Genomic DNA, 16,580 nt, shown 5'->3' with positions numbered 1-16,580 from the left:
CGCCGGGCCGAGACCCGGCCTCGAAAAACAACCCCCCGGCAGGGGCAAGAAACAGTCCCCTGGCCCACGCCAGAAGCCTGCGAGAGGCACTAACCCCGCCCCCTCATCACCCCCGCCAACAACGGCATCCCCGTCCTCCGAGTGAACTCCTCATAACTGATCGGCGCACTCATCCGCGTATCCGGGCTATTGGCCTGCCAGTGCGCCCAGGAACGCCCCGTGCTCGCGTCGTAGACCAGCTTGAAAATGTGGCTGGGCACATGGACCTTGCCCGGCCCGATGGTGAGCGGCTGGCCGTCGAACACCGGCCCGGTGAACACATAGACATCGCCCTGGGCGCGCTGGGCGTAGCGGCGCGTGTCCTGCTCGACCTTGCTCCAGACGCCGCCGTTGTGCGTCTGGTCCTGCGGAACCATGTTGGCCAGGCTGAAGCTCTGGGCCATGGCTTCGGGCGAGTACATGTCGCCGGCCGGCGCCATGTGTCCGCGCGAGTAGCCGGAGCGGCGGTAGTCGTCCAGCTCGGCGCGCTCGGCGCGGGGCAGGCGGGCATCGGCATAGAACTTGTCGCTGCGCTTGAGGCCCTGGCCCTGGTCCAGCAGTTTGCGGTTCAGGCGTTCCACCACGAAGACGGGCGTCTTGGTCTGGCCGCTGTGCAGCACGGCAAAGGCGCTGAAGCACAGCTCGCGCTGCTGGGGCTGGATCTGCAGGGCAGGGGGCTCGCCACCGGGGAAGAAATCGCGGCAGTGCGAAAAGCCCGTGGCCATGCTGCCGGCTGGCGGGCTGCCGCCACCGGAGGCCGTGCCCGAACCTGTCTCCGGCTGCTTGCGCAGGTGCTCCAGCCCCGGGATGGGCAGGGTGGACAGGAAGGGCGGCTCGGGAAGCTTGGGGTGCCAGTTCGGGTCCAGGCTGCAGCTGGCGATCTGGAAGGTGCCCGCTGCCGCCACAAGGGCGGCGAGCATGGAGCGCCACAGGCCGCTGCGGCCGGAGGCTTTCTTCTTGGAGGCGGGGGAGGAACTGCGCTTGCGCGCGGAAGGCTTCTTGTTCTTGACAGTCATTCGGGGGCGGCAGGCGCTGGCCGCTGGGAGGCAAGTCCGCGATGGCGCGGGTTCTGATTCGGGTCCTAGGAATTCTCCTATGTTTCCAGGCCCCCAAATGTTTCCAGATGCCCTGAAAGCGGGCCGCGCATGGCCCGATGTCAGGTCTTGGGCTGGAGGTGTGCGGCCCTTGGTTCGGCAGGTGCGCCGAACCAGCACAGCGCCAGGGCCAGCACCGCGATGCCGCCCAGCGAAAGAAAGGCCGCATCAAAGCCGAAGCGCTGTGCAATCCAGCCCGCCAGTGCCGGGCTGGCGGCCGCGCCCAGGCCCTGCAGCGTCATCACGGCGCCCAGGCCTGCGTTGACGTGGCCGGTGCCGCGCAGCGTCTGCGCGACCAGGCCTGGCAGGGCAACGCCCAGCAGCCCGGCGCCCACGCCGTCTAGCACCTGCACGGGGATCAGCGCCCAGTCCGAATCCCAGGTGGCGGCAACCAGGCCGCGCAGCGGCAGCGACAGCAGGGCCGCCTTGACCAGCAGCCAGTAGCCGCTGCGCTGGGCGTGGCGCCCGGCGAGCAAGGCCATGGGGATCATGACCAGTTGCGCCACGATGATGGTCAGCGCCGTGAAGCCGCTGGGATTGGCATGGCCGCGCGCCACGGCAGCCTGGCCCAGCAGCGGCAGCATGGCGGCATTGCCCAGGTGAAACAGCAGCATGGCCACGGCCAGCACCCGCAGCGCCGGCGTGCCCGTGAGCACGTGCAGCAGGCCGGGTGCGCAAGGCCCTGCCTGCTCTGGGGGCGGCGTGTCTTGCGGGGTTTCATCCAGCCGCATCAGCGCCAGGCAGGCCAGCGAGGCGCAGCCCATCAGGGCCATGAGCACGAAGACGGAGGGCAGTCCCCAGCGCAGGCCCATGGCCCCCGCCAGCGCGGCCGTGGCCACGTTGCCTGCGTGGTTCCAGGCTTCGTTGATGCCCAGTTGCCGGGGCAGGTCCGCATGGCCGGTGATCTGCAGCGTGATGCCCAGCAGGCAGGGCGCGATCAGGGCCGCGACCACGCCGGTGATGACCTGCGATGCCGCCGTCACGGCCAGCGACGGTGCGATCCAGATGGCCAGGTTGCCCGCCAGCAGCAAGGCGATGGCCGCGGCCAGCAGCCTGCGCTTGCGGCGCGAGGCATCGACCAGCGCGCCCAGCGGCGTGGTGGCCAGCATGCCCGCGATGCCGCCCAGGGCCATGACGTAGCCGATGTCGTCCAGCCGCCAGCCCTGGGCGAGCAGGAACACGCCCAGGAAGGGGCCCAGGCCGTCGCGCACATCGGCCAGGAAGAAATTGAGCCCCGGCAGCCAGCGCCGCGCATGGTGGTGTGTGCGGTGCATGGCGACCTCTTTCAGCGCAGGGGGCCCTTGAACACGAAGAAGGCGCCCAGGCAGATGAAGCCGAAGCCCACCAAGTGGTTGAGGGTGAGCTTCTCGCCCAGGTAGAGCACGGAGAAGACGGCGAAGACCACCAGCGTGATCACCTCCTGGATGGTCTTGAGCTCGGCCGCGCTGTAGACCTCATGGCCGAGCCGGTTGGCGGGCACGGCAAAGCAGTACTCGGCCAGCGCGATCAGCCAGCTCACCAGGATGACGAGGTACAGCGGCCGGTTCTCGAACTTCAGGTGCCCGTACCAGGCGAAGGTCATGAAGACGTTGGAGATCAGCAGCAGCAGGACGGGGGCGATCTTGGGGGACATGGCGGGTTCGGTGAAGGCGGGAGAGCAGGAAAGCAGGAAAGCAGGAAAGAAGGAAAGAAGGAAAAGGCAGAAGCCCGCCCGGCCCCGGGGACCGGGCGGTGGCATCAGCGCGCGCGGTCGTACAGCGGTTGCAGGTCCGACAGGCTGGCGCCCATGCTGGTGGCCTCCAGCGAGGTGCCGTGCGCGTTGCGCGTGCCCAGGCCCGAGGCGGCAAACAGCTGCCCCGGCTGCAGCGGCTGCTGCAGCGCATGGGGGGCAAAGCGCACGATGGCGCCGTCGGACAGGATGACGCCGTTGGCATCACCGCGCGGGCCGGTGAGGACCACGTCAATGCGGCCCTGGGCCTGCTGCGTCTGCAGGCCGGCCATGCGCAGGTGCGGCGGCATGGGGCGGGCGCCGTCGCGGGCGGGCGGCTGGTCGTACACGGTCTGGCCGCTGGCCGAGTTCACGATGGCATCCGCCTTGACCGCACCACCGGCTTCGCTGCGGCCGATGATGCGCACCGTGTCGCCCACCTTCACGACTGCCGTGAGCGCATCGGACATATGGGGCGGGAACCGGACCACCGTGCCGTCGGTCAGGCGCAGGCCGTCCACCTCTCCATACGGATTGGTCAGCAGCCGGGCGACGGCGCTTTCGAGCACGGCCTGTGCGTGCGGCGCACCAGGCCCTGCAGGGGCTGAAGGGGCTGAAGAGGCGAAGGCGCCGGGCGGCACGGCATGCGCATTAAATGCGCTGGAACCCAGCCACAGAACGGCGGAGGTAAGAACAAATCGGGACATGAGGGCTCCTTGGTTGGCGATGGACACGCATCCGTCAATGCAAGTGCCATGCCATCAGGAATCCTCATGAAATCAATAACTTGCAGAGGATGCTGCGGGCCCGGTGTCCGATGCGGAGACAGCCGGTGTCACCGTATCGGACACATGCGGTGCCGTCCGTGCGTCCGCGCGTCCGTGTGCCCATTGCTGCCTCAGCCCAGCCCGAACTCCGCCAGCTTGCGGTACAGCTGCTGGCGCGACAGTCCCAGGCGGCGCGCGGCCTCGGCACGGTTGCCCGTGGCGGCGGCCAGGGCACGCGTGACCATTTCGCGCTCCAGCTGGGCGACGGCGGCGGCCAGCGGGCCGTTCCAGTCGATGGCGGGCCCGTGCGCCGCGGCAGGCTGCAGGCCGATGTGCTCGGCCCCGATGACCGGCCCGGGGCACAGCAGGGCCGCGCGCTCCATGGCGTTGCGCAGCTCGCGCACGTTGCCGGGCCAGTCGTGCGCCAGCAGCAGGCGCGCGGCGTCGGCACCCAGGCGCTTGGGCGAGGCGCCGCCGCCTTGGCGCAGGAAATGCTCGGCCAGCAGCAGCACGTCGCCCAGGCGCTCGCGCAGCGGCGGCAGGTGCACGGGCACGACCTGGAGCCGGTACCAGAGATCCTCGCGAAAGCGCCCCTCCTTGACGGCGGCGGGCAGGTCGCGGTGCGTGGCCGCGATGATGCGCACGTTCACGGGCAGCGCCCGGCTGGCGCCCACCGGCGTGATCTCGCGCTCCTGCAGCGCCCTGAGGATCTTGGCCTGCGTGGGCAGCGGCATATCGCCCACTTCATCGAGGAACAGCGTGCCGCCCTGCGCCTCGCGAAAGCGCCCGGCGCGGTCGCTGACGGCGCCCGTGAAGGCGCCCTTCACATGGCCGAAGAGTTCGCTTTCCATCAGGTCTGCCGGAATGGCCGCGCAGTTGACGGCCACGAAGGGGCGCTCCGCCCGGGCGCTGTTGCGGTGCAGGGCTCGGGCCACCAGTTCCTTGCCCGTGCCGGTCTCGCCCAGCACCAGCACGGTGGCGTCGCTGTCCGCCGCCAGGCCGATGCGCTTGAAGACCTGCCGCATGGCCTCGCTGCCGCTGACCAGCTCGGCTTCATCGCCTTCCTGCTCCGGGTTCTGCGCCGGATTCTGTGCGGCGTTCTCAGGGCTGCCGGCCTGGCCGGCACTGAGCAAGGCGCGCTCCAGCACCTCGACCAGCGAGGTTCTGGCAATGGGCTTGGTCAGGTGGTCGAAGGCGCCCAGGCGCATGGCCTCGATGGTGTTGCTGCCGCTGGCATAGGCCGTGAGCATGATGCAGGGCGCCCGCGAGAGGCCGCGGGCCTTGCGCAGGAAGGCCAGCCCGTCCTCGCCGGGCATGCGCAGATCGACGATGGCCACATCCACCGAACCGGCCTGCAGCACCTGCAGCCCCGCCGCCACCGTGGGCGCCGCGCTGACCGCGTGGCCCAGGTCGCCCAGCATCTCGGCCAGGCTTTCGCGGAAGGCCGTGTCATCGTCCACGATCAGGATGCGGGCCATGGAAATTCCATTTCTATGCGTGTGCCTTGTGTTGTCTTGCCCAGCGCGATGCGGCCGCCATGGGCCAGCACGATTTCGCGCACCAGCGCCAATCCCAGCCCGGTGCCGCCGGGGCGCGCGGTGGTGAAGGGCTCGAACAGCGTGTCGCGCAGCTCGGGCGCAATGCCCGTGCCGTCATCTGCCACCCACAGTTGCAGCGGGCTGTTGCGGTGGGCGCCGCGATCTGCGCCCAGTTCCACCCGGCCGCCGGCCGCCGTGTGCGCCAGTGCGTTGAGCAGCAGGTTGTCCAGCGCCCTGGCCATCTGCACGGTGTCCAGCAGCGGGCGGCGCCCATCCTGCAGGTCCCGGGCAAGGCCGGCGGACACTGCCGTTGCCAGTTGCACACCCCTGGCCTGGGCCAGCTCGGCATGTGCCTGCAGCCTTTCGTCCAGCAACTGCTGCAGGTCCACCGGCTCCGGTTGCACCCGGAAGGGCTGGGTCAATGCCAGCAGGCTCGATACCAGGTCTTCCAGGCGCGCGGTCTGGGCCAGCACGGCCTCCAGGGCGCCCAGGCTGCGCGCTTCGCGCAGTGGCGCGGGCGCTGCCAGCGCGGTCTCGGCCTTCATGCGCATGGTGCCCAGCGGATTGCGGATCTCGTGCGCCAGGCCTGCGGACAGCCTGCCCAGGGTGGCCAGCCGTTCGGCGCTGAGCAGTTGCTGCTCCATCTGTGCCGACTGCCGCTGCCAGCGCCGGAGCATTCTGCCCAGCCACAGGCCCGAGACCAGGACCATGCCCAGCAGCAGGCTGACGGCAAGGATGAGGGGGTTGACCACGTCGGCGCTGATCAGGGGAACGCGCATCAGTGTCCAGGCCACCAGCCCGGGTGCGTCCGCCTGGGCCGGGCAGGCGGCAAAGACCACCGCCTCGCGCAGGCCGGGGCGCAGGTCGGTCACCAGGCCTGCGCTGTCCCGCGCGCGCTGGGCGGTGGAGGTGATGCGCTCCATCTCCGCACTGGGCGCATCGCGCTTGATGCCCGAGCCGTCATAGGTGGGAAACGCATAGGCCACCACGCCGGGGCCCTCGCGCCAGAAGCCGCCCTCCATGCCGGGGCGCTCGCGCAGCGCCAGGTCCAGCACGGCCTGCGCGGCGGACCGGGCCTGTGCGCTGGGCGTGTCCGCCATCAGCCCCGCCAGCCCCATGCGCGCGGCCCCGGCCTGCAGTGCGCTGCAGCTGACGCCTGCGGCGTCGCGGGCGCGGGAAACCTGCTGGTCGGTGCCCTGCCGGCTCAGCAGCAGCAGCAGCCACGCCAGCACCAGGGCGACGGCCGAGATGGTGAGCCAGAGGATCACCAGATCCCGTTGGATGGACTTTTGCGGGGACAGGGCCGGCTCCTGAAAGTGATGCGCTGGAACATACACCGAAAGGGGGGCCGCGCCTGGCAGCCAGGGCCGCGTCGTCCTGCGCGGCCGCTGCGAAAGTAACGCCGTGGCGCGCAGGCGTTACGTGACATCGCCCGTAACGCCGTGGGGTGACATGGTGGCAGCTGTGCTTGGGTGTCCAAATAAATCAATAGGTTACAGATGGCTTTGCGTTGGATGAAGACGTCCAGGCCCATGGCACGCTTGTTGCAACAGGATGCAAAAAGCTTGTCGCAGTGTCTGGAAAACCGGGCGCTGCGCCACCCGCCCCATCGATCGCAGTCTTTCGGAGGAGAAACCATGGCCGCTCTCTCGTTGTCGCTTGCAGGCGTGGCCCTGTCGCGACTGCGCACCAGCCCTGACAGGGCGCGCAGCAAGCCGTTGAACGTGCCCGCCTCGTTTGCGTCTGCCGCCGTGCCGCGCACCCCTGCGCGGGAGGCGGGCGACGGAAGCCTTCATGCGCAGACGGCGCCGGTGGCGCTGCTCACGCGCGTGAGCGAGGGCGTGCGCATCGTGCGGCGCAATGACGTGATCGCGGCCCAGGCCGGCGCCGTGCTGCAGCAGGGCGACCGCGTCATCGTGCCCCAGCAGGGGGGCGCGCAGGCCGTGTTCCAGGAGCAGGACGGGCAGGCGCTGCTGGGCAGCTTCGCTGGTGGCACGGACGCCACGCTGGCGTATTTCAGCCGCAAGGCGGATGCCTGTTCGGTGGTCTTTGACCTGGTGGCCGGCCATGTGGACCTGGCGCTGTCGGCCGTGGATGCCGGCGTGCTCGGCGGCGGGCCCACGGGCCGGGGGCGCAGGGCGATCGGATTTCACTGCTATTCACAACCCATTGCAGGCCGTTGAATGAAGGAGCACACCATGCACGACGACATCATCGAAGCTCCGCCCGGCGACACCCCCGTGGACCTGGCCATCTGGCTGTCGCCCCTGCAGACCTGGCGCAGCGTCTACGGCAACGGCTTCTGCGAGGAGGCCATGCGGGTCTGCGTGGAGCGGCTCACGGGCCTGGGCATCGATGCCGAATCGTTGGAGCGTGCGGGCGACACGGTGCTGGTTCGGGGGTTCGATCCCCGCACGATGGCTGACACGGTGCTGCCCGGCAATCAGGCCCGGCATGGCTGGATGCATGCGCTGGAGTCCGCCCTGGTGCGCGACCCGGTGGTGGACGGCGCGCGCCAGGCCTATCTGCGCGCCGAGGTGCAGGCGCTGGGCTGCGTCTCCCTGACGGGCCTGCATGAGATACGCGGCAAGGGCCACGCCACGGCGGGCGTCCAGGACATGGCGGTGCGCAGGATGCACCCCAGGCTGATCAAGGCCTACCAGGCCGACATGCAGTTGGCGGGCCGCCTGCTGGACGATCTGCGGCTGGGCCACCTGGCGCTGGCATTCCAGCCCGTGACGCTGCTGGAGCCCGCAGGCATGGCAGGTGGAGGCAGTGGGGCCGGCGCGGGCCGCACGCTCTACCACGAGTGCCTGCTGCGCCGCAGCGTGTTCTCTGCCTACGACAACTATGCCGTGCCCCATGCCATCGAGGCGCTGGAGCGCCTGGGCCTGGCCGCGCGGCTGGACCGCAGCGTGCTGTGGTCGATGATAGGCGCGCTGGAGATGAAGACCGGCCACAGCCTGGGCTGCAATCTGTCGGCCGCCTCGTTCTGCGACGACGCCTGGTGGGATGGCGTGTTCGACTACCTGGAGGACCGGCCCGAGATCGCCCAGCGCCTGGTGCTGGAGATCACCGAGACCGGCGCCTTCCCCTGCGAGAAGGCCGCGCTGGGCCTGGTGCGGCACCTGCAGATCCTGGGCGTGCGCGTGGCGCTGGACGACATCGTGCCCCGGCGCTGCGGCCTGGACATTCTGGGCAAGCTGCGCGCCAACATCGTCAAGATCGACAAGTCCGTGCTGGACCAGAGCCTGCAGGCCCGGCCTTCGGCCCGGATGATGCAGGGCCTGGTCAGCCTGTGCGCCGACCGGGGCGCCTGCGTGATCGTGGAAGGCATCGAGTCCGCCCAGGGCCTGGAGGCCGTGGCGCTGGCGGGAGCCCATGGCGCGCAGGGCTTCTTCATCGCCCGGCCCTCGCTGCATGGCCTGCTGGACCAGGTGGTGCGCGTGGAAGACGTGCTGGAGGTGCTGGAGGCGACCGAGGTGCAGGACGGCGACGAGCTGGACATGGCCCTGAGCTGGAGCGGCATGGAGCGCATGTCTGCTCTTGTGGCGGCCTCCACCGTGTCTGGTGGAGCCGAGGTGTCGGCCGCCGAGACCGGCATGGGCACGGGATTTTTCCTGCGGGCGCGGGCCTGAGGCCTGGACCGATCCCGGCCCTGGGCCGCGCTTGGGCCGCCCCTGGCCCGTGCCTGGCCCGGGCCGGTGCTGCACCTCACTCCAGCATCAGCGGGGCGGCCTTGCGCCGCGCCATGGCCAGGCGGAACAGGTCCATGAAGCGCGGGGCCACGTTGGAGATGTGAAAGCGCTTGCCCGTCTCGCGCGCGGCCCGGCCGTAGCGCTGGCGCCGGGCCGGGTCGTCGCGCAGCTGGCGGATGGCGCCTATCCAGGCGTCGTCGCTGTCGGGCAGCAGCAGGCCGTTGACATCGTTTTGCACCAGCTCCGGCACAAAGCCCCAGTTCGATCCGATCACGCAGCCGCCGCGCGCCAGGATCTCCATCAATCCCCAGTTGGCCACGCCGTAGCGCAGCGGATAGAGGAACAGGTCCACCGAGGCCAGCGTGCGCGCGAACTCGTCATACGGCAGCTTGCCCGGGAACTCCACCACCTGGGCGGCCGGGTGGATCTGCAGAAGATGGTCGCGGAAACTGGCCACCTTGCCCTGGTAGCGGCGCTCCACCCACTGCTGTTCGTAACCGTAGGTCACGGCCGTGGGGTCGCCCAGGGCGATGAAGCGCATCTGCTGGCCATCGCCCTCGCGCACCAGTCGATCGACCAGGCGCATGAAGGTCTCGAAGCCCTTGGAGCTGGACAGGTCGCGCGATGAGAAGGCCACGGTGAAGCGCGTGTCCTGGCGCGGCGGCGGCTCGGCCTGCTCGTCGGGAGCCTGGATGTCGAAGCCCTCGAACTGCACGGCCACGCGCTCCTGCAGCAGCGGCGGGAACAGCGAGCGCGCATGGGCGCTGGGCGTGATGGTCAGGTCGCTGCACAGCACCTGGTGGTAGTGCAGCATTTCCATGTTGCGGTCGGCCAGGCGCTGGGACAGGTCGGGCGGGTAGTCGGGCTCGTTGCCGTGCACGCGGTAGCTGGGGAATTCGATGTAGCTGACGATGGCGGCATCGATCTCGCCGTACAGCAGGTTGGGCGCAGCCCACAGCGAGTGGGCGACCACCACGTCGATGCGTTTTCCCTTTTCCTTCTCGAAGGCCTGCAGGCCCTGCAGCAGGCCGCGGCCTATGCGTGCCGAGCGCTCCACCTTGCTGGAGTAGTAGTAGCTTTGCGGGCCGACGATGTCGCCATCGGGCCGGAACGACAGCAGGTGGTCGCACTGGCTCGCGTAGTTCTCGGCATGGCCGGGCATGGTCATGAACCAGCTGTCGGCCGCGCCGCTGGCGCGAAGGTGGCTGCACAGCAGGCTGTACTGGCTGGGGTAGACGGCGCTGACGAAGATGATGACCGGCTTGTCCTGCATGTTCGTGGAAGTCTCCATGGCGTGGGGGGATGGGGATGTGTCGGAGGGCGTGCTCAGCCCGGCACGGGCACTTCGGGCTCGCCGTCGCTGATCTGGTACTTGCGCATCTTTTCCCAGAGCACCTTGCGGCTGATGCCCAGGTGCTGGGCCGTGTTCTGGCGCTTCCAGTCCTTGGTGTTGAGCGCCGCGATGATGCGGTTGCGCTCGTCCATGTCCCAGTTGCTGCGGTCGGCCAGCAGGGGCTCGGCGGCGCCGGCGTCCGGCGGGAGGGTGGTGGCCGACAGGGCCTGGGCGTGCTGCAGGATGCGCTGCGTGGCGCCGTCGGCGTTCCAGTCGCGCGTCTGGCGGGCGGCCACGCCGATGCGCTCGGCCAGGTTGCGCAGCTCGCGCACATTGCCGGGGAAGTACATCTGGGCCACGGCGTCGAGGATGAAGAAGGGCGCCTCGCCCAGCTCCTTCATCGTGGCCTCGCCCACCACCTTGCGCAGGATGGCGTGGAAGATGGCCAGCTTGTCGGCCTCGCCGCGCTCCTCCAGGCTGGGGATCTGCAGCTCGATCACGGCCAGGCGGAAGAACAGGTCGGCCCGGAAGCGCCCCTCGCGCACCAGCCCGCGCAGCGGCTTGTTGGTGGCCGCCACCAGCCGGAAGTCCAGCCGCACGGCGGCGGCCGACCCCAGCCGCGTGATGGCGCGCTCTTCCAGCACGCGCAGCAGCTTGACCTGCTGGTACAGCGGCAGGTCCGCGATCTCGTCCAGGAACAGCGTGCCGCCGTTGGCCTGCTCCAGATAGCCCTTGTGGGCATTCACCGCGCCCGTGAACGAGCCCTTGGCATGGCCGAAGAACAGGGACTCGAACAGCCCGTCCGGGATGGCGCCGCAGTTGACCACCACGAAGGGGCCCTGGCCGTAGCGGTTGTTGCGCTCGTGCAGCCGCTCGGCAATGCGCTCCTTGCCCACGCCGGTCTCGCCGATGATGAGCACGCTGTGCTCGCAGTCGGCAAAGGTATCCACGTCGCGGAGCAGGCGCTGCATGCAGTCGGCCACGGCGATGATGTCCTCCGAGCGCTGCACCTGGCGCTGGTTGCTCTGCATGCGCCGCAGGATGCGCACCAGCATGGCGCGCAGCTCGGCCCCCGTGAAGTCGAAGGGCAGCACATGCGAGTACTCCATGGCATAGGTGCCGGCGTTGGCGTCGCGCTGCTTGGCGCTGACCCACAGCACGGGCATGCCGAAGGTGCCCTCCACGCCCTGGCGCGTGAAGCGCGCGCCCTCCAGCACCGAGACGCTGACCACGGCAATCGCATTGCCCAGCTCGCTGGTGTCGGCGGGCAGGGTCAGCCCGTCGGCGCGCACCACGTCCACGCCCAGGTTGAGCACGCAGCGCTCCACCCGCTCGGCGATATCGGCCTGGCCTTCCCAGACATAGATGACGAGCTCGTCCAGATTCACGTTGCATTCCCTCGTTGTCGATTCATGGATTGGATGGCCTTGCCTGCCGTTCAGAAAACCAGTTGCGCCGTGTCGCAGCCGATGGACAGGGCCTTGATGTCGGTGCGGCCCACCTCCAGCCCCAGCGTGTCCTTGAGCACGCTGGTCAGCAGCGTGCCCACGCCGTTGAGGATGGGCTTGAGCACGGTGGTGACCAGCGGCTTGAGCAGGGTGCACAGGGCGCCGGTGCAGGTGAGGTTGTTGTCGCGGTTGAGCAGGGACTGGATCTCGGGGCTGTTCGGGTTGATCGTGTACAGGTACTGCGGGTGCGAGGTCAGCAGCTTGGTCACGTTGTTCTTGACGCAGCCATTCCAGTTGAGCAGCGAGCTGAGCAGGCCCGCGCAGCTCTGGTAGCCGTTGTCGTAGGTGGAGATGCCCAGCACATCCAGCAGGCCGCCGGGCACGCTGGTGTAGGAGTTGAGGGCGGCCGAGAACGTGCCGCTGGGCCAGGTGGAGGACGGGCAGGCCACCAGCAGGCAGGACTTGGCGATGGCGTTGTTGAACGTGAAGTTGGACGTGAGCAGCGGCGGCATGTAGTCCTTGTCGCCGGCCACGCCGCGCCCGCTGAGCAGCAGGTTGGTGAGGCTGGTCACGTTGTAGAGCCCGTTCACCATGGAGGCGTCCAGGTAGGAGCCCAGCAGGCGCGTGGTGATGTCGGTGGGCGTGCTGTTCGGTGGCTGCAGCAGGCCGCTGAGCAGGTTGAGCAGTCCCGTGACGATGTTGTTGACCGTGTCGCCCAGCGCCAGCTGGTTCACCTGCGTGGAACGGTTGGTCTTGGACCAGTTGGGGTCGGCCGGATCTTCGTAGCCCGGCTCCATGCCCAGGCCCGTGGTGGAGTCCGTGTACTCCAGGGCCGGCACCCACAGCTTGCCGTTCAGCACGGGCAGGTGCAGCAGGGTGATGAGCTGCTCATTTTGCAGGCCCTTCTCGCAGCTTTGCTTGTTGGCCGGGTCCATCTTGCCCACGCAGGCGTTGAGGATGGAGGACTTGACCGACAGGTCCATGGTCTGCGGGCTGGCGCTGCATTGCAGCGCCGTCAGCGTGCCCGTGGCGTTGGTGATGTCCACGGCAATGGGCAGCTTGACCTGGGTGCCCAGGATGTCCTTGACCAGCCATTTGAGTGCGCCGCCCAGCAGCTGGTCCGTGTCCACGTTCAGGTTCAGGCGGATCTGCGCGCTGTAGCCCTGCGTGCCGACGGGGCCCACGGCAATGGTGGGCGGCTGCACGATGGTCAGCTGGCCCTTGATGAGCCCGGCCACATCCAGCTGGTTGGCCTGCAGCGCGTGGCCGTTGGCGCCGATGGCAATGGCCGTCTTCAAGAGGTCGCCAATGCCCAGCTGCACGTCCATGGCCGCGTTCAGCGGATCGGTGCGGCCGGCGCCCAGGAAGGCGAACAGGCCCTTCTGGTCGTCCAGGCTGCCCAGCGGGATCTTGATGGTGCTCAGGCCCGCGTTGATGATCTGGGTCTTGAGCGCATTGAGCTGCACGGCCAGCGCGTTGTCGGTGATGGCGCTGATGGAGGCGTCGATCACGTTCAGCAGGGTGACGCTGGCGATGTTGGCCAGGCCCTCGGGCGACAGCGCGCGCAGCTGCTCTATGCCCAGGTTCACGCCCAGGGCCTTGAGCAGGCCGGCCGGGCTGATCTTGGCATCGGCCAGGCCCTTGGAGTCCAGCAGGGTCAGCATGCCCACGTCCAGCCCCACCAGGCCCAGCAGCCCGCCCAGCGGCGTGTCCTTGTTGAAGCGCAGCAGCTGCGAGCCCACCTGGAAGGACGCCACCGAGTCGTTGCGCATGGCAATGGCCTCGGCCACCACGGCACGGCTCCAGGGGCCGGGGAAGATGGTGGGCGAGGTGCCGCCCACCGTCACGCGCGCCGCGTTGAGCGGGCCGGAGCTGGCGTCGAAGAAGCGGCCGCCGCTGGACTGCCTGGCCGGGTCCGCCGGGTTCCAGTTGCCGCAGCTGACCACGGTCTGGGTGCTGTTGCGGGTCAGCGGAACCGGCCAGTTGGCCGTGATGCTATCCTCGCCCGCCGTCACGCAGGCGGCGCGGTTGCTGCGCTCGGCATTGATGGTCTGGGCCGCCTGGGTGGCCGCCAGATCGGCAATGCGCTGCAGGTCGCGCTTGGCGTAGTACATGTAGCCCAGGTCCACGACGCCGAGCAACAGGAACAGCACCGAGCCCAGCAGGGCGAACTGCACGAGCAGGCTGCCGCCTTGCCGGCGCCCTTGTCGGCGCCCTTGCCGGCGCGTTCGGGGGCGGTGTGCGGATGCGGGGAGGTGGGTGAGCATGCTCTGGTCCTCCTGTCTAGCTGCCGGGCGCAAGCCTGATCAGGCTGCGGGACTCCAGGCGCGTGGGTTCGCCCAAGGTCTGGCTGCCCACCTGCAGGCCCTGGCCCAGCACGGGGGGAAGCATGTAGACCACGCTCAGCGTGGCCTGGGAAGTGCCCCAGTTGATCTGTATCTGGGTGGGCGCCGTGCCCGCTGGAATGCCGCTGGCCGCCAGGCTCTGGTTCACCACATCGCTGGTGGCCTGCAGGATGTTGGCGCGTTCGGCCGGCTTGGCCGGGTTGTAGCCCGCCATCCCGCCAAACGCCAGATGCTGGACCATGCGCGCACCATCGCCCGTGGCACGCGCCAGCGACTGCTGGGCCTGCAGCACGCGCCAGTACACGAACATGCCCATCAGCAGCATCACCATCACCCCGGCGATCAACGCGAACTCCACCGCCGCCACGCCGCGCTGCCGCCTGTGCAGCCCTGCCGCGAAGGTATCGCCGGTGTCCTGCATGAACTCGGCCGATGCAGCAGGGCGTGCCCCACGCATGGCATGCCCCAACCCAGGGACCCCGAGCAAGGGCCTAAGCCGGCCGCGCCGCCCCGCAGCGAGGGTGTCGTCCCCCTTCAAGGGGGAAGCGGCGCAGCCGCTCAGGGGGTATCTCATAGCCCCCCCCTGTCCACCATGATGTTGGCGCTGGCCGTCAACGTGGTGGGCATGACCAGGCCGAAGCCCGGCAGGGCGGGCGCTATCGGGCTGGTTCCATAAGGGATGGTGAAGCCCACGCGCACCATGCAGCGTTCGGCCACCAGCACGCCGCAGGTCAGCGTGGCCGAGCACAGTTCGCTGTTCTGCAGCCTGCAGATGCGCACGTCGATGCTGCCAGCCGTGGGCCGAAGGTCGGCGGGCAGCCAGTCGAGCCGCTGTTGCACCAGGCTGCGGGCCGCGTCCAGGCGGGCGGTGCGGCTGGTCTGGTAGCGCAGCGTGGCCCGCGCGGCGTCTTCGGCGGCGGCCTGCATGGATTCGCGCACCAGGAACGCCAGCCCGTAGCTGATGCAGGCATACAGCAGGGCAAAGAACACCGGGAAGATGATGGCCCACTCCAGCGCATACACCCCCCGCTGCCGCAGGCTGGCAGGTCGGTGGGAGCGGTGAGCGCGGGGTTGGAGCCGGGTCATGGTCGTTCCTGCAAGCCGTGGCCGGGGCCGGCCTCAGTTCTTGCCGCCGGCTTCGACGCCGGTCTTGTACAGGGCGGGGATTTCCGTCTCGAAGCTCTTGAGGTAGCGCGCATAGCTGCGCCGCGCCTGCTCGCCCGCGATGGGGCGCGCACGCTGGCCCGGCTGGCTGTGCTGCATTTCCAGCAGCCGCAGGGTGCCCCCGCCGATGTCGATCTCGCGCCGGGGCAGGTACATCACGGTTCCATCGGGGTTGGTGTAGAGCGTGTAGCCGACCAGGATGGAGTCGGTGGAGGGCTCGGCGAACACATGGGGCCGTGCGTCCACCTGCTCGGGCGGGCTCTGCACTTCGCCAAAGGCCTGGGCATGCAGCGCGGCCGTGGGAAGCAGGGCCAGGCCGGCGGCCAGCAGCCAGGGGGCCAGAGCGTTGGCGACTGCAGTGCGGCGCGGTGGGTCCATGCGGTATGTGTCTGGCATGTCGTGCTCCTCAAAGTGGCGAGGCCGGTGCTGCGCCTGCGGCGCCGGGCGGCTCGGAAAGAAGAATGCGCCGGGTGATGCCGGCCGGCAGGGTCTCGGGCAGGGCCTCGGTGGCGCGTGCTTCGGGGCGGGTGCCCAGGGTCGGCACAGGGGGTAGTGCAGGGGGCAGCACAGAAGGCAGCACAGGGGCGCTGGACACAGCGGCACCGGCACCGGCACCGGCACTGGCCTCTGCGGGCAGGCTGTCGCCGCGCAGGCGCACGGCATCGCGCACGCTGGCCAGCTGTGCCTGCAGGGTCTGCAGCGAGGTCTGGTCGATCATGGGCAGGGCGCCCTTGGCCTGGGGCTGGGCCAGCTGGCGCAGCAGCTGCGACGCCTGGGCCTGGTTGCCGCTGGCCAGCCAGAACAGCGCCATGTTCAGCTGCACCCGTGCGTTGGCCGGGGCGAGTTGCGAGGCCTGCATGATGGGCATCTGCGCGGCGGCCAGCCGGCCGTCGAGCATGTGGGCGTAGGCCAGGTCACTGAGCACGTTGGCGTCGATGGGGTTGAGCTGGCGCGCCTTGTCCAGCTGCTCCACGGCCTGGCCATACTGGCCCTGGCTTGCGTACAGCAGGCCCAGGCCGCGCCGCGCCCGCGCCGTGGTGGCGCCCTGCAGCAGCGCCAGGTAGGCCTGCCGGGCCTGCTCGACCTGGCCGGTGTTGCGCAGCGCGTCGGCCCGCATCAGGCGCGACTCCGGGTTCACGCCGTACTGCTGCTCGAAGGCTTCGGTGTGCGCCAGCGAGGCATACCACTGGCCCGCCTGCTGCATCTGCGTGATCAGGTCCAGATAGGTCTGGGCGTTGTCCACCTGGGTGGCCTGCTGGGCGTTCTGCAATTGCTGCTGGGCCTGGGCGGCGGTTTCCTGCTGCGCGGAAGGGGCGCCGTAGCCCTGCGGCCCCTTGCTGGCGCAGCCGGCCAGGGCCAAGGCCAGGGTCGCCAGGGCTGCCAGGGTTGCAAGGGGTGCCGGCGCTGGCGTCCGCCCTGCGTGGGTGTTTTCCTGGTGTCGCATGC

Annotated in this window: 15 protein-coding genes; 2 read left to right on the top strand and 13 right to left on the bottom strand. The window is 69.5% G+C overall.

Translation table 11 applies throughout. The features are described from left to right. Positions 1-89: 89 nt before the first annotated feature. From DA1_RS27590 to DA1_RS27565, 6 genes are all read right to left on the bottom strand, one after another. Positions 90-1,055: a DNA/RNA non-specific endonuclease gene (locus tag DA1_RS27590; RefSeq protein WP_034391025.1), complete on the bottom strand. Its 966-nt coding sequence runs from the start codon at positions 1,053-1,055 to the stop codon at positions 90-92. A gap of 140 nt (positions 1,056-1,195) precedes the next feature. Beyond that, on the bottom strand, positions 1,196-2,407 hold the full coding sequence (locus DA1_RS27585; RefSeq protein ID WP_034391027.1) for an MFS transporter: 1,212 nt from the start codon (positions 2,405-2,407) through the stop codon (positions 1,196-1,198). Between the two features lie 11 nt (positions 2,408-2,418). Further along, positions 2,419-2,766, bottom strand: a complete 348-nt coding sequence (locus DA1_RS27580; RefSeq protein WP_012203978.1) for a DMT family protein — start codon at positions 2,764-2,766, stop codon at positions 2,419-2,421. Between the two features lie 104 nt (positions 2,767-2,870). Next, positions 2,871-3,548, bottom strand: coding sequence for a hypothetical protein (locus DA1_RS27575; protein WP_034398260.1), 678 nt, complete (start codon positions 3,546-3,548; stop codon positions 2,871-2,873). A gap of 191 nt (positions 3,549-3,739) precedes the next feature. Then, complete coding sequence (locus DA1_RS27570; protein WP_034391028.1) at positions 3,740-5,086, bottom strand: sigma-54-dependent transcriptional regulator; 1,347 nt, start codon at positions 5,084-5,086, stop codon at positions 3,740-3,742. Next, positions 5,071-6,483 (bottom strand): sensor histidine kinase, encoded by a 1,413-nt coding sequence (locus DA1_RS27565; protein ID WP_174549422.1) that lies wholly within the window; start codon positions 6,481-6,483, stop codon positions 5,071-5,073. Before DA1_RS27565 ends, DA1_RS27570 begins: the two co-directional genes overlap by 16 nt. A gap of 300 nt (positions 6,484-6,783) precedes the next feature. On the opposite strand from DA1_RS27565, the gene DA1_RS27560 reads away from it, so the two are divergent. Both DA1_RS27560 and DA1_RS27555 read left to right on the top strand, forming a co-directional pair. Further along, complete coding sequence (locus DA1_RS27560) at positions 6,784-7,329, top strand: hypothetical protein (RefSeq protein ID WP_034391030.1); 546 nt, start codon at positions 6,784-6,786, stop codon at positions 7,327-7,329. Positions 7,330-7,344: 15 nt separating this feature from the next. Continuing rightward, positions 7,345-8,784 (top strand): EAL domain-containing protein, encoded by a 1,440-nt coding sequence (locus tag DA1_RS27555; RefSeq protein WP_034398262.1) that lies wholly within the window; start codon positions 7,345-7,347, stop codon positions 8,782-8,784. A gap of 76 nt (positions 8,785-8,860) precedes the next feature. On the opposite strand, the gene DA1_RS27550 is transcribed toward DA1_RS27555, so the two are convergent. The 7 genes from DA1_RS27550 to DA1_RS27520 form a co-directional block, all read right to left on the bottom strand. Next, entirely contained in the window at positions 8,861-10,117 is a 1,257-nt protein-coding gene (locus DA1_RS27550) for a glycosyltransferase (protein ID WP_034391032.1), read from the bottom strand. A gap of 53 nt (positions 10,118-10,170) precedes the next feature. Beyond that, the gene (locus DA1_RS27545) at positions 10,171-11,565 is read right to left on the bottom strand and encodes a sigma 54-interacting transcriptional regulator (protein ID WP_034391034.1); all 1,395 of its coding nucleotides are present in this window, start codon (positions 11,563-11,565) and stop codon (positions 10,171-10,173) included. A 50-nt stretch (positions 11,566-11,615) separates the two neighbouring features. Next, positions 11,616-13,892, bottom strand: a complete 2,277-nt coding sequence (locus DA1_RS27540) for a TadG family pilus assembly protein (RefSeq protein ID WP_034391036.1) — start codon at positions 13,890-13,892, stop codon at positions 11,616-11,618. Positions 13,893-13,908: 16 nt separating this feature from the next. Next, positions 13,909-14,427, bottom strand: a complete 519-nt coding sequence (locus DA1_RS27535; RefSeq protein WP_230590726.1) for a TadE/TadG family type IV pilus assembly protein — start codon at positions 14,425-14,427, stop codon at positions 13,909-13,911. A 113-nt stretch (positions 14,428-14,540) separates the two neighbouring features. Continuing rightward, complete coding sequence (locus DA1_RS27530; RefSeq protein ID WP_034391038.1) at positions 14,541-15,056, bottom strand: TadE/TadG family type IV pilus assembly protein; 516 nt, start codon at positions 15,054-15,056, stop codon at positions 14,541-14,543. A gap of 33 nt (positions 15,057-15,089) precedes the next feature. Continuing rightward, positions 15,090-15,530 (bottom strand): DUF3613 domain-containing protein, encoded by a 441-nt coding sequence (locus DA1_RS27525; protein WP_034391041.1) that lies wholly within the window; start codon positions 15,528-15,530, stop codon positions 15,090-15,092. A gap of 10 nt (positions 15,531-15,540) precedes the next feature. After that, positions 15,541-16,578, bottom strand: coding sequence for a tetratricopeptide repeat protein (locus DA1_RS27520; RefSeq protein ID WP_034391043.1), 1,038 nt, complete (start codon positions 16,576-16,578; stop codon positions 15,541-15,543). Positions 16,579-16,580: the final 2 nt, after the last annotated feature.

It is taken from the genome of Delftia acidovorans NBRC 14950 (assembly GCF_001598795.1).
Taxonomy (GTDB): domain Bacteria; phylum Pseudomonadota; class Gammaproteobacteria; order Burkholderiales; family Burkholderiaceae_C; genus Comamonas; species Comamonas acidovorans.
Note: the sequence above shows the minus strand (reverse complement) of the source record. Positions and strands in the feature narration are given on the sequence as shown.